The organism is Pseudomonas sp. M1, from assembly GCF_022760135.1.
Taxonomy (GTDB): domain Bacteria; phylum Pseudomonadota; class Gammaproteobacteria; order Pseudomonadales; family Pseudomonadaceae; genus Pseudomonas; species Pseudomonas citronellolis.
This window is the reverse complement of sequence record NZ_CP094343.1, coordinates 4,767,183-4,783,308: the sequence shown is the minus strand read 5'-3', so window position 1 is coordinate 4,783,308 and position 16,126 is coordinate 4,767,183. Positions and strand designations below refer to the sequence as shown.

Genomic DNA, 16,126 nt, shown 5'->3' with positions numbered 1-16,126 from the left:
CGATTTCAGGAGCCCCCATGGCCGGCATTCTCGACAGCGTCGATCAACGCACCCGACTGGTGGGGCAGAACCGCCTGGAGATCCTGGTGTTCCGCCTGGCCGGCCGGCAGCAGTTCGCGATCAACGTGTTCAAGGTCCAGGAGGTGCTGCAACTGCCGCGCCTGACGCTGATCCCGCAGCGCCACCCGATGATCTGCGGGGTGATCAACCTGCGCGGCCAGACGCTGCCGGTGATCGACCTGTCCCACGCCATCGGCATGCGCCCGCTGCGCCCCGAGGAGCGCAGCACCATCATCGTCACCGAGTACAACCGCTCGGTGCAGGCCTTCCTGGTCGGCGGCGTGGAGCGCATCCTCAACCTCAACTGGGAGGCGGTGCAGCCGCCGCCCGGCGGGGCCGGGCGCCAGCACTACCTGACCGCCATCACCCGCATCGACGAGCGCCTGGTGGAAATCATCGACGTGGAGAAGGTGCTGGCCGAGATCGTGCCGATGAACACCCGCGTCTCCGCCGAGCGCCTGGACGACGACCTGCTGGCGCAGACCAGCGGCCGCGAGGTGCTGGTGGTGGACGACTCCAGCGTCGCCGTCAACCAACTGCGCGACACCCTCGGCCAGCTCGGCCTGAAGCTGCACGTGGCCACCGACGGCCTGCGCGCGCTGCGCCAGCTGCAGGCCTGGGCCAACGCCGGCGAGGACATGGACGAGAAGCTGCTGATGGTCTTCACCGACGCCGAGATGCCGGAGATGGACGGCTACCGCCTGACCACCGAGATCCGCAACGACCCGCGCCTGGCCGGGCTCTACGTGGTGCTGCACACCTCGCTGTCGGGCAGCTTCAACGAAGCCATGGTGCGCAAGGTGGGCTGCGACGACTTCCTCTCCAAGTTCCAGCCGGACCTGCTGGTGGACGTGATCCGCCGGCGCCTGGAGAGGCTGCCGGCCTGAGCCGTGACCGCCCGGCACGGCTGGGTGGTTCGGCGTCAACCTGTCTTGCGGGTCGCGCCGAGGTGCTCTTCGTAGGATGGGTTGAGCCTGCGAAACCCATGCTGCCACGGTGATGGGTATCGCTTCGCTCAACCCATCCTACGGTGAAATACCATGCCTCCCGTGTAGAGCGGGCCCTGCCCGCGATTTCGCGCGCAGGGCGCGCTCCTACATTGGAATGGCGTGGGTGGGGCGGCGTAGGAGCGGATCTCATCCGCGAATCGCGCCGGAACCGCCGGCCGTCGCGGACAAGGTCCTACGGGGAGGCGCCATGCCTCACGGCTGATTGTGTTGGATCCTATCCGCGAATCGCGCCGACAGGTCCGCGATGCCCGATTGCGAGGCGCCGGTCTGCCCCGTATAACGGCTTCTTTGCCGCATCAAGGAAGCCGCCAGCATGATCACCCTCAGCGCCCTCTACCGTTACCCGCTCAAGTCCGGGCAGTTCGAGCCCCTGGAGCGCATCGGGCTGGACGCCCTCGGCCTGCAGGGCGACCGTCGCTGGATGGCGGTGGAGGCTTCCAACGGGCGCTTCCTCACCCAGCGCCTGCTGCCGCAGTTGGGCCGCATCGAGGCGCGCTGGCAGGACGGCGGCAAGGCCCTGCGCCTGCGCGCGCCGGGGATGGAGGACCTGCTGGTGGCGGTGCCCGGCGTGGACGATGCGTTGCGCGGCGTGACCATCTGGCGCGACAGCCTGCAGGTGCCGGATGCCGGCGAGGCCGCGGCGGACTGGCTGAGCCGCTTCCTCGGCCGCCCGTGCCGGCTGGTGGAGATTCCCGAGCAGCGCGCGCGGCAGGTGGACACCGCCTATGCCGAGCCGGGCGAGAAGGTGCATTTCGCCGATGGCTTCCCGCTGCTGCTGATGAGCCAGGCTTCGGTGGACGACCTGGCCGTGCGCGTCGGCCATCCCCTGGAGATGCTGCGCTTCCGCCCCAACCTGGTGCTGGAGGGCAGCGCGCCCTATGCCGAGGACGGCTGGAAGCGCATCCGCATCGGCGACGTCGAATTCCGCGTGGCCAAGCCCTGCGGCCGCTGCATCCTCACCACCATCGACCCGCACACCGGCGAGCGCGACCCCAACCGCGAACCCCTGGCGACGCTGCTCAAGTACCGCCAGGTGGACGGCGAGGCGCTGCTCGGGCAGAACCTGCTCCCCCTCGGCCGCGGCGAGCTGCGCGTGGGCATGCCGGTGGAAGTCCTGGAGTGATCCAGCTCCCGCGGATGGGCTTTCGCCCGCACCTGTAGGAGCGGGCTCTGCCCGCGATTTCGCGCGCAGGGCGCGCTCCTACAGAAGAGCGGCGAGGAGCGGATCTCATCCGCGAATTGCGCCGGAATGTCCAGCTATCGCGGACCAGGTCCGCTCCTACCCACGCCGGCAAACCACCCCGTAGGATGGTGTTGAGCGAAGCGATACCCATCAGCGCAACCGCATGGGTTTCGCAAGCTCAACCCATCCTACGAAGAGCATCTCGGCGCGGCCGGCAAGACAGTTGCTCCTACATTCTTCGGTAGACACAACCCTAGGATGGGTGGAGCGAAGCGATACCCATCGCCACGATTCTGGAAGGCGCTCCGGCCCGCGCTCGAAGTGCGCAGATGCGAAGGTCAGGCGGCGGATAACCGCGAACGGTTATCCGCCCTACGCCAAGGGGCGATCAAAGCTCGTCGAAGAAGCGTTCGTGCCAGTCCACCAGCGGCTGCGGCACGCCGATCTTCTGGCCGTAGATGACCGCGTAGGACAGCACGTTCTGCACGTATTGGCGGGTTTCGTCGAAGGGGATGCTCTCCACCCAGACGTCGAAGGACAGGTGGCGGGCGTCCTTTAGCCACTGGCGTACGCGGCCGGGGCCGGCGTTGTAGGCGGCGGTGGCGAGCACGCGGTTGCCGTTGAACTGGCCCTGCACCTGGCTGAGGTAGGCGGCGCCGAGGCGGATGTTGAGGTCCGGCACTATCAGCTGCTGCGGCCCGGCCAGGGGAATGCCGAACTTCTTCGAGGTTTCCTTGGCGGTGGCCGGCATCAGTTGCATCAGGCCGGTGGCGCCGACGCCGGAGCGCGCATCGGACATGAAGGCGCTTTCCTGGCGGGTGATGGCGAACACCCAGCTGGGGTGCAGGTCGCGGTTGCGCGCTTCGCGCAGCAGGCTGTCGCGGTGCGCCACCGGGAAGCGGATGTCGAGGTCGTCCCAGTACTGCGCCTGGCTGATGGCGCGGATGGCCGGGAAGTACCACTGCATGTCGTAGGCCATGCGGGCCTGGGCCAGCAGTTCGTCGCGGTTGAACACCCGCGCGGCGTAGTACCACTCGCGGCGGGCGCTGATCACGTCGCCGCGGGCGTAGAACTCCAGGGCGCGGCGGGTGCTGGCGGCGTTGCGCACGCGCTGCATCACCTGCGGGCTGATGCTCACCGGGCGGTTGTTCAACTGGTAGGGCGCGTTGATCCGGTCGGCGGCGAGGAAGCCGTAGAAGTCGCGCTCGCGCGCCAGCGGCTGGTACAGCGCCATGGCCTGCGGGTTCTGCGGCTGGGCCAGTTGCAGGGTGCGCGCCTGCCAGTAGCGCCAGCGGTTGGTCTCGGCGAGGTCCTTGGGCAGCTGGCGCGTCAACTGGTAGGCGTCTTCCCAGCGGCCCAGGCGCATCAGCAGGCGCAGGCGCCATTCGCTGACGGTGTTGTCGCGCAGCTCGGGATCGTAGCGGGTCATCAGCGGCAGGGCGCGCGGGTCGTAGCGGCGCGCCAGGCCCAGGCCGATCTGCCGGGCGATGTTGACCTTTTCCTCGCCGGTGAACGGCAGGCTGCTCTCGTAGCCGTCGAGCAGGCCCAGGGCGCGTTCCGGGTCCTGCTTGGCCAGGCGCCGCAGGCCCAGGCCGACGACGTCGGCCATGGCGTGGGTGCGCAGGCTGAAGCGTTCGGTCTGGCTCAGTTGGGCGGGGTTCTGCGCCACCTTGACCATCAGCTCGCCGAGGCTGCCGAGGGTCGGCAGGCGCTTGGCGAGGGTGGTGGCCAGGCCGTAGTTGCCTTTCTCGGCCGCCAGCTTCAGGCGCCTCCAGACCATGTCCTCGGTGAGCTGGCCGTCGGCCTGCCAGAGGTCGAACAGGGTGTCGCAGGCGTCGGGTTGCGACTTGCCCACCAGCCACAGCTTCTGCGCGGTCTCGTAGCCGGCGGCTTTCTGCCCGTGGGTGAGCTGGTACTGGCCGTACAGGCAGTCCAGCTCGGTGAAGTTCATCTTCGGGTCGTAGTAGTTGAGGAAGGTCTTCCAGTCCTGGCGGTCGGCCAGTTGGCGCAGCCAGCGCAGCTTCAGCCAGTTGATCTGCGGCAGGTCGCCGTGTTCGGTGAGGAAGCCTTCGATCTCGGCGTCGCTGGCGCTTTTCAGACGGTTGGTCAGGTCGTCGTAGCCCAGGTAGGGTTCCAGCGGATAATCCGCCAGGGCCTGGCGGTAGCGCAGGTAGGGGCCGTTGTCGTTGCGCGCCAGGGCGGCCTTGGCCTCGTCGTACATCTGCCGCTGTTGCTGCAGCGGGGCAGCGTGCGCCGGCGCGGCGCTGGTCAGGGTGAGGATCAGGCAGGAGAACAATAGTGAAAGGCGACCGCGCATGACTCTTCCGCAAAGTGATTCGTGGCGCGGTCTGGCCGGCGCCGATAGGCACAAGCTTAGCCTGTTGCGACGCGATGGCGGAAGCGTTGCGGCGGTACCGTCGGGCACAAAAGATGACAGCCGCGGCGCTCCTGCAAGGCTCTGACTTTTTTCGAGTTTCCCTTACACTGCGGCCCCAGTTTCCGGAGATGCCCCATGACCCTGCTGAAGTTCACCGATGTATCCCTCGCCTTTGGCACCACGCCGCTCCTGGACAAGGTGTCCTGGCAGATCGAGAAGGGCGAGCGGGTCTGCATCATCGGTCGCAACGGCACCGGCAAGTCGAGCATGCTCAAGCTGGTCAAGGGCGAGCAGATGCCCGACGACGGCGACATCTGGCGCGCCCCGGCGCTGAAGATCGGCGAGCTGCCGCAGGAGCTGCCGGTGGCCGACGAGCGCACGGTCTACGATGTGGTCGCCGAGGGTTTGGCCGAGGTCGGCGAGCTGCTCAGCCGCTACCACCACCTGAGCCAGCACATCCAGGGCGACGACGACCTGACCCAGCTGGCGCGCGTCCAGCAGGCCCTGGAGGCCCGCGACGGCTGGCGCCTGCAGCAACTGGTGGAAACCACCCTGACGCGCCTGCAACTGCCGGCCGACAAGACCCTCGCCGAGCTTTCCGGTGGCTGGCGCCGCCGCGTGCTGCTGGCCCAGGCGCTGGTCGCCGAGCCGGACCTGCTGCTGCTGGACGAACCGACCAACCACCTGGACATCGGCGCCATCGCCTGGCTGGAAGAGGCGCTGGCCGGCTTCCCTGGCGCGGTGCTGTTCATCACCCACGACCGCGCCTTCCTGCAGGCCGTGGCCAACCGCATCCTCGAACTGGACCGCGGCCACCTGATCGACTGGAAGGGCGACTACGCCAGCTTCCTGGTGCACAAGGAGCAGCAACTGGCGGCGGAAGAGGCGGCCAACGCGCTGTTCGACAAGCGCCTGGCCCAGGAGGAAGTGTGGATTCGCCAGGGCATCAAGGCCCGGCGCACCCGCAACGAGGGCCGCGTGCGCGCGCTCAAGGCCATGCGCAACGAGCGCGCCGAGCGCCGCGAGCGCACCGGCAAGGCCTGCTTCCAGATGGAGACGGCGGAGAAGTCCGGCAAGCAGGTGATAGTCGCCGAGAGGGTCGGTTTCGCCCATCCCGGCGGCGAGCCGCTGATCCGCGATTTCTCCCTGGTGCTGCAGCGCGGCGACCGCATCGGCCTGCTGGGCGCCAACGGCACCGGCAAGACCACCCTGCTCAAGCTGCTGCTGGGCGACCTGCAGCCGACTTCCGGCAGCATCAAGGAAGGCACGCGCCTGGAAGTGGCCTATTTCGACCAGTTGCGTCACCAGCTGGAGCCGGAAAAGACCGTCATCGACAACATCGCCGAAGGCCGCGAATTCATCACCATCAACGGCCAGAACCGCCACGTGCTGAGCTACCTGGGCGACTTCCTGTTCTCCCCGCAGCGCGCCCGCACGCCGGTCAAGGCGCTGTCCGGCGGCGAACGGGCACGGCTGTTGCTGGCCAAGCTGTTCAGCAAGCCGGCCAACCTGCTGGTGCTGGACGAACCGACCAACGACCTGGACGTGGAAACCCTGGAGCTGCTGGAAGAGGTGCTGCTGGGCTTCGACGGCACCGTGCTGATGGTCAGCCACGACCGCGCCTTCCTCGACAACGTGGTGACCAGCACCCTGGTGTTCGAAGGCGAGGGCCGCGTGCGCGAGTTCGTCGGTGGCTACCAGGACTGGCTGCGCCAGGGCGGTTCGCCGCGCCTGCTGGGCGTGGGCGAGGAGAAGGCGGCGAAACCCGAGCCGGCCCCGCAGGCAGCTGCGGCACCGGCCGCGGCGCCGGAGGCGGCGAAGAAGAAGCTCAGCTACAAGCTGCAGCGCGAACTGGAGGCCATTCCCGGGCAGATCGACGCCCTGGAGGCCGAACTGGCCGGCGTGCAGGAAGAAATCTCGGCGCCCAGCTTCTACCAGCGCCCGGCGGAGGAAACCCGCGTGGTGCTGGAGCGCCTGGACAGCCTGCAGGCCGAGCTGGACCGGCTGATCGAGCGCTGGGCCGAACTGGAAGAATGACCCGCCCCGTCGGGAAGGTGCCCGGGGGCTGCCGCTGCGGCGGCGATCGGCGAGTTGGGGAAGGGCATGGCGATCGAGTACCGCATCAATCTGGATGACGAACAGGGCTTCAGCTACCGCATCGAGCTGGAGCGCCGCTTCGATGGCGAACAGGCCGTCGGGGCGCCGGCGTGGACGCGCCTGGAGCACAACCAGTGCAGCAACTGCCCGCTGTCCCGCGAGCAGCACAGGCATTGCCCGGCGGCGGTGGACCTGCACCGGGTGATCGAGGATTTCCGCGGCCTGCCGGCGCTGAAGAAGGTGGACGTGCTGGTGCGCACTCCCGAACGCGAGTACCGCAAGCAGGTCGGCCTGGAGGAGGGCCTGCGGGCGCTGCTGGGGGTGATCATGGCCACCAGCGCCTGCCCGCTGCTGGGGCGGCTCAAGCCCATGGCCCAGCAGCACCTGCCGTTCGCCAGCAACCAGGAGTTCATCACCCGCGCGGTGTCGCTATACCTGATGCGCCAGTACTTCAACTACCGCGAGGGGCGCCACGCCGACTGGGAGCTGAAGGGGCTGGTGCGCCTGTACCAGCAGTTGCAGCTGGTCAATCAGGCGTTCTGGCAGCGCATCCACGACAGTTGCGTGGGCGACTCCAACCTCAAGGCCTTCCTCAGCTTCTTCTCCATGTCCTCGAGCGTGAGCTATTCGCTGGAGGCGCAGTTGCAGAAGGTTCGCCCGGTCCTGATGAGCGGGGGAGAGGTGTTCTGAAACCGGGCGCCCGCCGCGGCAGGCGCCCGGGCTGACTCACTCGGTCTTCTGCAGGCGCACCGCCAGCACGTCGCAGGGCGCGCCGTGCAGCACGTCGTTGGCGGTGGAGCCCAGCAGCAGGGCCAGGCCGTGGCGGCCGTGGCTGCCGACGATGATCAGGTCGCAGCCCTGTTCCTTGGCCAGGCGGTGGATTTCCTGGCGCGGCTGGCCGTAGACCAGGTGGCTCTGGGCGATGGATACCTGCGGGTAGCAGAGGATGAACTGGTGCATGCGCTCCTTGGCCTGGTCGAACTGCTGTTGCTGCAGCATCGACAGGTCCATCGGCACGTCACCGCCGAAGGCCATGGCCATGGGCTCGACCACGTGCACGGTGGACAGCTGCGCCTGGGTGCTGGAGGCCAGCGCCACGGCGCGCTTCATCACCGGATCGCATTCGTCGGTGAGGTCCACGGCGACCAGGATGTGTTGGTAGGGCATGAGCGTCTCCTCCGGGGGACAGTTATGAATGCAAGTATGGCTCTTTGGGCCGAGGTATACCCGATATGACGGTCTGGTGGTCGATTCTGCTCCTGGCGCTGGTGCTCAGCCCGCTGGCCTGGCTGATGCCTTCGCGCGGCCAGCGCGGGCAGATGGACCTGCGCCTGCAGGCGCGGCGCCTGGGGCTGGCCATGCAGATGGCGCGCCAGGAGTGGCCGCACTGGCTGGAGCGGCAGCCGCCGCAGAGCTGCGCGCAGTACCACCGCGGCCGCAGCCGTGGGCGCAACGACGAGTGGCGCTACTGGCAGAGCGCGCCGGGCGTCTGGCTGGACCGCTGGCGCGAGCCCTGCGCCGATGCGCAGCTGCTCGCCGACCTGGCGACGCTGCCGGGCGACGTGTACATGGTCGAGGCTTCGGCGCAGTTCATCGCCCTGTACTGGGGCGAGCGCGGCGACGCCAGCCACCTGCAGCGCATCGCCGAGTTCCTTTCCCGGCGCGCCTGAGCGCCGTGGCGCTGCCGTCATTCAGAGCTGCGCCGCGGCATAGCGGCCGGAGACCTGCTCCAGGTCGGCGATGATGCCGTCGGAGTACTTGTCGATGAGGAAGGGCACGCTGCTCTGCGCGGCGCCCTGCAGCGATTTCTCGATGAACCGCCACTTGGTGGAAATGGCCCGCAGCTCGCGGCCGATCTCCGGGCTGGTCTGCGGCGCCTGTTGCAGTTGCAGCAGGTTGATGGCGAAGCGGTTGGTCAGGTCGTCCAGGGCCTGCTGGTCCTCGCTGCGCACCGGGTTGGCGCCCACCGAGGCGTTGCGCGACACGTAGTTCCAGGTGATCGACTGCATCAGCAGGCTCTGCTCGCGGCTCTGCTGGGTGAGCGGCGGCACCTGCTGGCCGCTGTCCTTCTGGATGCCCTCGTAGAGCTGTTCGGCGGTATCCAGCAGCTGGCTGTTGCGGCTGGCCAGGTCGCCCAGGGGCTGGAAGTCGTTGTAGCCGTTCTGCTTCTGCGCCTGCAACTGCTGCTCCAGGGCCTGGCGGTAGCCGTCCCACTGTTCCTGCAGCTTGCTCCTGAGCTGCGCCGAGGCGCTGCCGGGCATCTGCCCCAGGCGTTCCAGGGCGGCGCCGGCGTCGGCCGTGGAGCTGGCCACCAGGCCCGCGTAGCGCGGGTCCCCGGCCATGGCGTTGAGCAGGAACAGGTCGCTCAGGCTGCGCTGGGCGGCCAGGCGCATCTGGTGCAGCGCCAGCAGGTCGCCGGCGGGCTCGGCGTGGGCCAGAAAGGGCAGGGCGGACAGGACGAACAGGGACAACAGGCGGGCCAGCGGTCGGCATGGCATGGGCGCGTCTCCTTGGGGCCGTGGGGCTTCTTGTTGTTCTTCGCGATGCTCGGCGACAAGCGATTCGCCGGACTCTAACCCGCGTCCGGGCATTTTGCCAACGACGCGGCTGGTACCGGGCCAGACAGCGGCACGGGGCGCCATGGTTTTGCTGAATGTCGCGGCAGAACCTCGCTGAATGCGTCGAACCAGAGGCCTTTCGGACAGCCGTCCGCGATTGACAAGCGCAGGCTTTTCGAAGAAGGTGTGCACACCCGAATCAAACGGGCGTATGAATCGAGCGTTTGCCATGTACGAACGGTCGAACCAAGGCCCCGACTATCGCATCGGCGGGTGTGCCGCAGGCTTTGGGACTATGCTCCGCGACTGCGGAACGGTCCCGATACACGGCGTCCGATGCGTGAGTTCAAGCTTCCCTAGCGTGGAGATCAGTTGATGATTTACCAAGGTAAAGCCATCACGGTTAAGGCTCTTGAGAGCGGCATCGTCGAGCTGAATTTCGACCTCAAGGGCGAGTCCGTCAACAAGTTCAACCGGCTCACCCTGAACGAACTGCGTGAAGCAGTCGATGCGATCAAGGCCGATGCGTCCGTCAAGGGCGTGATCGTGACCAGCGGCAAAGGCGTGTTCATCGTCGGCGCCGACATCACCGAATTCGTCGACAACTTCAAGCTGCCGGACGAAGAACTGCTGGCCGGCAACCTCGAAGCCAACAAGATCTTCAGCGCCTTCGAGGACCTCGAGGTCCCGACCGTCGCCGCGATCAACGGCATCGCCCTGGGCGGCGGCCTGGAAATGTGCCTGGCCGCGGACTTCCGCGTGATGAGCGCGACCGCCAAGATCGGCCTGCCGGAAGTCAAGCTGGGCATCTACCCGGGCTTCGGCGGCACCGTGCGCCTGCCGCGCCTGATCGGCGTGGACAACGCCGTGGAATGGATCGCCTCGGGCAAGGAAAACCGTGCCGAGGACGCCCTGAAAGTCGGCGCCGTCGACGCCGTGGTCGCCCCCGAGCAGCTGCAGGCCGCGGCCCTGGACCTGGTCAAGCGCGCCATCGCCGGCGAGCTGGACCACAAGGCCCGCCGCCAGCCCAAGCTGGAAAAGATCAAGCTCAACGCCATCGAGCAGATGATGGCCTTCGAGACCGCCAAGGGCTTCGTCGCTGGCCAGGCCGGCCCGAACTACCCGGCCCCGGTCGAAGCCATCAAGTCGATCCAGAAGGCTGCCAACTTCGGCCGTGACAAGGCGCTGGAAGTCGAGGCCCAGGGCTTCGTCAAGCTGGCCAAGACCTCGGTTGCGCAAAGCCTGATCGGCCTGTTCCTGAACGACCAGGAACTGAAGAAGAAAGCCAAGCAGTACGACGAAGTCGCCAAGGACGTGAAACTGGCCGCCGTGCTCGGCGCCGGCATCATGGGCGGCGGCATCGCCTACCAGTCGGCGGTCAAGGGCACCCCGATCCTGATGAAGGATATCCGCGAAGAGGGTATCCAGATGGGCCTGAACGAGGCCTCCAAGCTGCTCGGCAAGCGCGTCGAGAAGGGCCGCCTGACCCCGGCCAAGATGGCCGAGGCGCTGAACGCCATCCGCCCGACCATGTCCTACGGCGACTTCGGCAACGTCGACATCGTCGTCGAAGCCGTGGTCGAGAACCCCAAGGTCAAGCAGATCGTGCTGGCCGAGGTGGAAGGCGTGGTCAAGGAGGACGCGATCCTCGCTTCCAACACCTCGACCATCTCCATCAGCCTGCTGGCCCAGGCCCTTAAGCGCCCGGAAAACTTCGTCGGCATGCACTTCTTCAACCCGGTGCACATGATGCCCCTGGTCGAAGTCATCCGCGGCGAGAAGTCCGGCGACGTGGCCGTCGCCACCACCGTGGCCTACGCCAAGAAGATGGGCAAGAACCCCATCGTGGTGAATGACTGCCCCGGCTTCCTGGTCAACCGCGTGCTGTTCCCGTACTTCGGCGGCTTCTCCAAGCTGCTGGGCTTCGGCGTCGACTTCGCGCGCATCGACAAGGTGATGGAGAAGTTCGGCTGGCCCATGGGCCCGGCCTACCTGTCCGACGTGGTCGGCATCGACACCGGCCACCATGGCCGCGACGTGATGGCCGAAGGCTTCCCGGACCGCATGGCCGTTGAAGGCAAGACCGCCGTCGACGTCATGTACGAGGCCAACCGCCTGGGCCAGAAGAACGGCAAGGGCTTCTACGCCTACGAGACCGACAAGCGCGGCAAGCCGAAGAAAGTCAGCGACCCGCAGGCCTACGAACTGCTCAAGGCCATCGTCAGCGAGCAGCGTGAGCTGAGCGACGAGGACATCATCAACTACATGATGATCCCGCTGTGCCTGGAGACCGTGCGCTGCCTGGAAGACGGCATCGTCGAAACCGCCGCCGAGGCCGACATGGGCCTGATCTACGGCATCGGCTTCCCGCCCTTCCGTGGCGGTGCGCTGCGCTACATCGACTCCATCGGCGTGGCCGAATTCGTCGCCCTGGCCGACAAGTACGCCGACCTGGGCCCGCTGTACCACCCGACCGCGAAGCTGCGTGAAATGGCCAAGAACGGCCAGAAGTTCTTCGGTTGAGTGCGAACGAATAGAGCGAGAGTGAATTTATGAGCCTGAATCCGAGAGACGCCGTCATTGTCGACTTCGGCCGCACCCCGATGGGCCGTTCCAAGGGCGGGATGCACCGCAACACCCGCGCGGAGAACATGTCCGCGCACCTGATCAGCGGCGTGCTTGCACGCAACCCGAAGGTCGACCCGGCGGAAGTCGAGGACGTCATCTGGGGCTGCGTGAACCAGACCCTGGAACAGGGCTGGAACATCGCGCGCATGGCCTCGCTGATGACCCAGATCCCCCACACCAGCGCCGGCCAGACCGTCAGCCGCCTGTGCGGCTCGTCGATGAGCGCCCTGCACACCGCCGTGCAGGCGATCCAGACCGGCAACGGCGACGTCTTCGTCGTCGGCGGCGTGGAGCACATGGGCCACGTCGGCATGATGCACGGCGTCGATCCGAACCCGCACCTGTCGCTGTACGCCGCCAAGGCCTCCGGCATGATGGGCCTGACCGCCGAGATGCTGGGCAAGATGCACGGCATCACCCGCGAGGCCCAGGACAAGTTCGGCGTGCGTTCGCACCAGCTGGCGTGGAAGGCCACCCAGGAAGGCAAGTTCAAGGACGAGATCATCCCGATGGAAGGGTATGACGAGAACGGCTTCCTGAAGGTCTTCGACTTCGACGAGACCATTCGTCCGGAAACCACCCTGGAAGGCCTGGCCTCGCTGAAGCCGGCGTTCAACCCCAAGGGCGGCACCGTGACCGCGGGCACCTCCTCGCAGATCACCGACGGCGCTTCCTGCATGATCGTCATGAGCGCCCAGCGCGCCAAGGACCTGGGCATCCAGCCGATGGCCGTGGTTCGCGCCATGGCCGTGGCGGGCGTCGACCCGGCGATCATGGGCTACGGCCCGGTGCCCTCGACCAACAAGGCGCTCAAGCGCGCCGGCCTGACCATCGACGACATCGACTTCGTCGAGCTCAACGAAGCCTTCGCCGCCCAGGCCCTGCCGGTGCTGAAGGACCTCAAGCTGCTCGACAAGATGGACGAGAAGGTCAACCTGCACGGCGGCGCCATCGCCCTGGGCCACCCGTTCGGCTGCTCCGGTGCGCGCATCTCCGGCACCCTGCTGAACGTGATGAAACAGAACGGCGGCACCCTGGGCGTGTCCACCATGTGCGTGGGCCTCGGCCAGGGCATCACCACCATCTTCGAACGCGTCTAAGCTTTCGTCGATGGACGAGCCGGGGCCTTGTGCCCCGGCTTTCGTTTTTCCGGGCGGCGGGGTTGCCCTGATCGCCCTGGGCCTGGAGAATCGCGGCTTTTTTGCCGAGGAGGGCAGCGAATGGAACTGCAGACCGGCCTGTACCGTCACTACAAGGGCCAGCACTACCGCGTGCTGGGTGTGGCGCGGCATTCGGAGAGCGAGGAGACCCTGGTGGTCTACCAGGCGCTGTACGGCGAGTTCGGCCTCTGGGTGCGCCCGCTGGGCATGTTCACCGAAGCGGTGGAGGTGGACGGCGAGCTGGTTCCGCGCTTTGCTCTGGTGAGCGCCGAAAACGACCCGCTGGGATTGACCCAGGTCGGTTTCGGCGAATCCTGAACTTGACCTTGGGCGGACCACCACTATATATAGCGGTGCCGTTCCGGGCGCCTCCCTCCTTATATTCATCTTCTCGAAGCAGGAATCTTCCGATCCATGGGTAAATCGCTGGTCATCGTGGAATCACCGGCCAAGGCCAAGACCATCAACAAGTACCTGGGCAGCCAGTACGTGGTGAAGTCGAGCATCGGCCACATTCGCGACCTGCCCACCAGCGGTTCGTCCAGCGCGAAGGAGCCGGCCGCGGCCAAGGCCCGCAAGAGCGCTGCCGAAGCCCCTGCGCTGTCGCCGAAGGAGAAGGCCAAGCGCCAGCTGTTCACCCGTATGGGCGTGGACCCGGAGCACGGCTGGAAGGCCAAGTACGAGATCCTCCCCGGCAAGGAGAAGGTGATCGAGGAGCTGCGCCGCCTGGCCAAGGATGCCGACACCATCTATCTCGCAACCGACTTGGACCGCGAAGGGGAGGCCATCGCCTGGCACCTGCGCGAGGCCATCGGCGGCGACGACAGCCGCTACAAGCGCGTGGTGTTCAACGAAATCACCAAGAAGGCCATCCAGGAAGCCTTCTCGCAGCCCGGCGAGCTGGACATCAACCGCGTCAACGCCCAGCAGGCGCGGCGCTTCCTCGACCGCGTGGTGGGCTACATGGTCTCGCCGCTGCTGTGGTCGAAGATTGCCCGCGGCCTGTCCGCCGGCCGCGTGCAGTCGGTGGCGGTGAAGCTGGTGGTGGAGCGCGAGCGCGAGATCCGCGCCTTCGTTCCCGAGGAATACTGGGAAATCCACGCCGACCTGAACACCCCGCGCGGCGATAAGGCCCGCTTCGAAGTGGTGCGCGAGAAGGGCGAAGCCTTCAAGCCGCTCAACGAAGCCCAGGCCATGGCCGCCCTGGAGAAGCTCAAGGCCTCCAGCTACAGCGTGGCCAAGCGCGAGGACAAGCCGACCTCCAGCCGGCCCTCTGCGCCCTTCATCACCTCGACCCTGCAGCAGGCCGCGAGCAACCGCCTGGGCTTCGGCGTGAAGAAGACCATGATGATGGCCCAGCGTCTCTACGAGGCCGGCTACATCACCTACATGCGTACCGACTCGACCAACCTGTCGGCCGACGCCATCGACATGGTGCGCGGCTTCATCGACAGCGAGTTCGGCAAGAAATACCTGCCGGCCAAGCCGAACTTCTATTCCAGCAAGGAAGGCGCCCAGGAAGCGCACGAAGCGATTCGTCCGTCCGACGTCAACCTGCGTCCGACCCAGCTGTCGGGCATGGAGCGCGACGCCGAGCGCCTGTACGACCTGATCTGGCGCCAGTTCGTGGCCTGCCAGATGCCGCCGGCCGAATACCTGTCCACCACCGTCAGCGTCGCCGCCGGTGACTTCGAGCTGCGCGCCAAGGGCCGCATCCTCAAGTTCGACGGCTACACCAGGGTGCTGCCGCAGCAGGGCAAGCCGGGCGAGGACGACGTGCTGCCGATGATGGACCAGGGCGATGCGATGAAGCTGCTCAAGCTCGACCCGAGCCAGCACTTCACCAAGCCGCCGGCGCGCTATTCCGAAGCCAGCCTGGTCAAGGAGCTGGAGAAGCGCGGCATCGGCCGCCCGTCGACCTACGCGGCGATCATCTCGACCATCCAGGAGCGCGGCTATGTCACCACCCACAACCGGCGCTTCTACGCCGAGAAGATGGGCGACATCGTCACCGACCGCCTCAACGAGAGCTTCTCCAACCTGATGGACTACGGCTTCACCGCCGGCATGGAAGAGCACCTCGACGACGTGGCCCAGGGCGAGCGCGACTGGAAGCACCTGCTCGACGAGTTCTACGGCGACTTCAAGAAGAAGCTCGAAGTGGCCGAGGTCAGCGAGAAAGGCATGCGCGCCAACCAGCCGACGCTGACCAGCATCCCCTGCCGCGAGTGCGGCCGGCCGATGATGATCCGCACCGCCTCCACCGGCGTGTTCCTCGGCTGCTCCGGCTACAGCCTGCCGCCGAAGGAGCGCTGCAAGGCCACCATCAACCTCATCCCCGGCGACGAGATCGCCGCGGACGACGAGGGCGAGTCCGAATCCCGCGTGCTGCGCGGCAAGCACCGCTGCCCGATCTGCAGCACGGCGATGGACGCCTACCTGCTGGACGAGAAGCACAAGCTGCACATCTGCGGCAACAACCCGGACTGCCCGGGCTACGAGATCGAGGAAGGCCAGTACCGCATCAAGGGCTACGAAGGTCCGAGCCTGGAATGCGACAAATGCGGCAGCCAGATGCAGCTCAAGACCGGCCGTTTCGGCAAGTTCTTCGGTTGCACCAACCCGGCCTGCAAGAACACCCGCAAGCTGCTGAAGAACGGCGAGCCGGCGCCGCCGAAGATGGACGCCATCCGCATGCCCGAGCTCAAGTGCGAGAAGGTCGACGATGTCTACGTGCTGCGCGACGGCGCTTCCGGCCTGTTCCTGGCCGCCAGCCAGTTCCCCAAGAACCGCGAGACCCGCGCGCCCCTGGTGAGCGAGCTGATCCCGCACAAGGACGAGCTGGACCCGAAATACCACTTCCTGCTCGCCGCGCCGCAGAAGGACCCGGATGGCCGCCCGGCGGTAATCCGCTTCAGCCGCAAGACCAAGGAGCAGTACGTGCAGTCCGAGGTGGACGGCAAGCCCAGCGGCTGGCGCGCCTTCTTCGACGGCGGCAAGTGGAAGGTCGAGGACAAGCGCTGATGGGCGGCGCGCCCCGCGCAGGCGGGGCG

General features: G+C 67.0%; 12 protein-coding genes. 9 read left to right on the top strand and 3 right to left on the bottom strand.

The genetic code is table 11. The features are described 5' to 3' along the window. Positions 1 to 17: 17 nt before the first annotated feature. Both PM1_RS20970 and PM1_RS20965 read left to right on the top strand, forming a co-directional pair. Positions 18 to 947 (top strand): chemotaxis protein CheV, encoded by a 930-nt coding sequence (locus PM1_RS20970; protein ID WP_009621340.1) that lies wholly within the window; start codon positions 18 to 20, stop codon positions 945 to 947. 436 nt (positions 948 to 1,383) lie between these two features. After that, positions 1,384 to 2,193 carry an MOSC domain-containing protein gene (locus PM1_RS20965; protein ID WP_009621342.1) on the top strand — a complete coding sequence of 270 codons (810 nt, stop codon included), beginning with the start codon at positions 1,384 to 1,386 and terminating at the stop codon, positions 2,191 to 2,193. Positions 2,194 to 2,641: 448 nt separating this feature from the next. On the opposite strand, the gene PM1_RS20960 is transcribed toward PM1_RS20965, so the two are convergent. After that, on the bottom strand, positions 2,642 to 4,570 hold the full coding sequence (locus PM1_RS20960; protein WP_009621344.1) for a transglycosylase SLT domain-containing protein: 1,929 nt from the start codon (positions 4,568 to 4,570) through the stop codon (positions 2,642 to 2,644). Between the two features lie 195 nt (positions 4,571 to 4,765). On the opposite strand from PM1_RS20960, the gene PM1_RS20955 reads away from it, so the two are divergent. Together PM1_RS20955 and PM1_RS20950 are read left to right on the top strand one after the other, a co-directional pair. Further along, positions 4,766 to 6,667: an ATP-binding cassette domain-containing protein gene (locus PM1_RS20955; protein WP_009621346.1), complete on the top strand. Its 1,902-nt coding sequence runs from the start codon at positions 4,766 to 4,768 to the stop codon at positions 6,665 to 6,667. A gap of 66 nt (positions 6,668 to 6,733) precedes the next feature. Then, the gene (locus PM1_RS20950) at positions 6,734 to 7,417 is read left to right on the top strand and encodes a DUF6901 family protein (RefSeq protein ID WP_009621347.1); all 684 of its coding nucleotides are present in this window, start codon (positions 6,734 to 6,736) and stop codon (positions 7,415 to 7,417) included. A 36-nt stretch (positions 7,418 to 7,453) separates the two neighbouring features. Here PM1_RS20950 and PM1_RS20945 read toward each other — a convergent pair whose 3' ends face one another. Then, positions 7,454 to 7,894, bottom strand: coding sequence for a universal stress protein (locus PM1_RS20945; RefSeq protein ID WP_009621348.1), 441 nt, complete (start codon positions 7,892 to 7,894; stop codon positions 7,454 to 7,456). Between the two features lie 65 nt (positions 7,895 to 7,959). On the opposite strand from PM1_RS20945, the gene PM1_RS20940 reads away from it, so the two are divergent. After that, positions 7,960 to 8,397 (top strand): hypothetical protein, encoded by a 438-nt coding sequence (locus tag PM1_RS20940; RefSeq protein ID WP_009621349.1) that lies wholly within the window; start codon positions 7,960 to 7,962, stop codon positions 8,395 to 8,397. A gap of 21 nt (positions 8,398 to 8,418) precedes the next feature. On the opposite strand, the gene PM1_RS20935 is transcribed toward PM1_RS20940, so the two are convergent. Continuing rightward, the gene (locus tag PM1_RS20935) at positions 8,419 to 9,225 is read right to left on the bottom strand and encodes a hypothetical protein (protein ID WP_009621350.1); all 807 of its coding nucleotides are present in this window, start codon (positions 9,223 to 9,225) and stop codon (positions 8,419 to 8,421) included. A gap of 435 nt (positions 9,226 to 9,660) precedes the next feature. Here PM1_RS20935 and fadB point away from each other — a divergent pair, with 435 nt between their 5' ends. The 4 genes from fadB (at position 9,661) to topA (ending at position 16,097) form a co-directional block, all read left to right on the top strand. Then, the gene (gene fadB / locus PM1_RS20930) at positions 9,661 to 11,808 is read left to right on the top strand and encodes a fatty acid oxidation complex subunit alpha FadB (RefSeq protein ID WP_009621351.1); all 2,148 of its coding nucleotides are present in this window, start codon (positions 9,661 to 9,663) and stop codon (positions 11,806 to 11,808) included. 29 nt (positions 11,809 to 11,837) lie between these two features. After that, entirely contained in the window at positions 11,838 to 13,013 is a 1,176-nt protein-coding gene (gene fadA, locus PM1_RS20925; RefSeq protein ID WP_009621353.1) for an acetyl-CoA C-acyltransferase FadA, read from the top strand. Between the two features lie 120 nt (positions 13,014 to 13,133). After that, positions 13,134 to 13,391: a DUF1653 domain-containing protein gene (locus PM1_RS20920; protein ID WP_009621354.1), complete on the top strand. Its 258-nt coding sequence runs from the start codon at positions 13,134 to 13,136 to the stop codon at positions 13,389 to 13,391. A 96-nt stretch (positions 13,392 to 13,487) separates the two neighbouring features. Continuing rightward, positions 13,488 to 16,097, top strand: coding sequence for a type I DNA topoisomerase (topA, locus tag PM1_RS20915; RefSeq protein ID WP_009621355.1), 2,610 nt, complete (start codon positions 13,488 to 13,490; stop codon positions 16,095 to 16,097). Positions 16,098 to 16,126: the final 29 nt, after the last annotated feature.

Coding starts and splice junctions, on each gene's coding strand:
- PM1_RS20970 (WP_009621340.1), top strand. CDS start 18: ATGGCCGGCATTCTCGACAGCGTCGATCAACGCACCCGACTGGTGGGG.
- PM1_RS20965 (WP_009621342.1), top strand. CDS start 1,384: ATGATCACCCTCAGCGCCCTCTACCGTTACCCGCTCAAGTCCGGGCAG.
- PM1_RS20960 (WP_009621344.1), bottom strand. CDS start 4,570: ATGCGCGGTCGCCTTTCACTATTGTTCTCCTGCCTGATCCTCACCCTG.
- PM1_RS20955 (WP_009621346.1), top strand. CDS start 4,766: ATGACCCTGCTGAAGTTCACCGATGTATCCCTCGCCTTTGGCACCACG.
- PM1_RS20950 (WP_009621347.1), top strand. CDS start 6,734: ATGGCGATCGAGTACCGCATCAATCTGGATGACGAACAGGGCTTCAGC.
- PM1_RS20945 (WP_009621348.1), bottom strand. CDS start 7,894: ATGCCCTACCAACACATCCTGGTCGCCGTGGACCTCACCGACGAATGC.
- PM1_RS20940 (WP_009621349.1), top strand. CDS start 7,960: ATGACGGTCTGGTGGTCGATTCTGCTCCTGGCGCTGGTGCTCAGCCCG.
- PM1_RS20935 (WP_009621350.1), bottom strand. CDS start 9,225: ATGCCATGCCGACCGCTGGCCCGCCTGTTGTCCCTGTTCGTCCTGTCC.
- fadB (WP_009621351.1), top strand. CDS start 9,661: ATGATTTACCAAGGTAAAGCCATCACGGTTAAGGCTCTTGAGAGCGGC.
- fadA (WP_009621353.1), top strand. CDS start 11,838: ATGAGCCTGAATCCGAGAGACGCCGTCATTGTCGACTTCGGCCGCACC.
- PM1_RS20920 (WP_009621354.1), top strand. CDS start 13,134: ATGGAACTGCAGACCGGCCTGTACCGTCACTACAAGGGCCAGCACTAC.
- topA (WP_009621355.1), top strand. CDS start 13,488: ATGGGTAAATCGCTGGTCATCGTGGAATCACCGGCCAAGGCCAAGACC.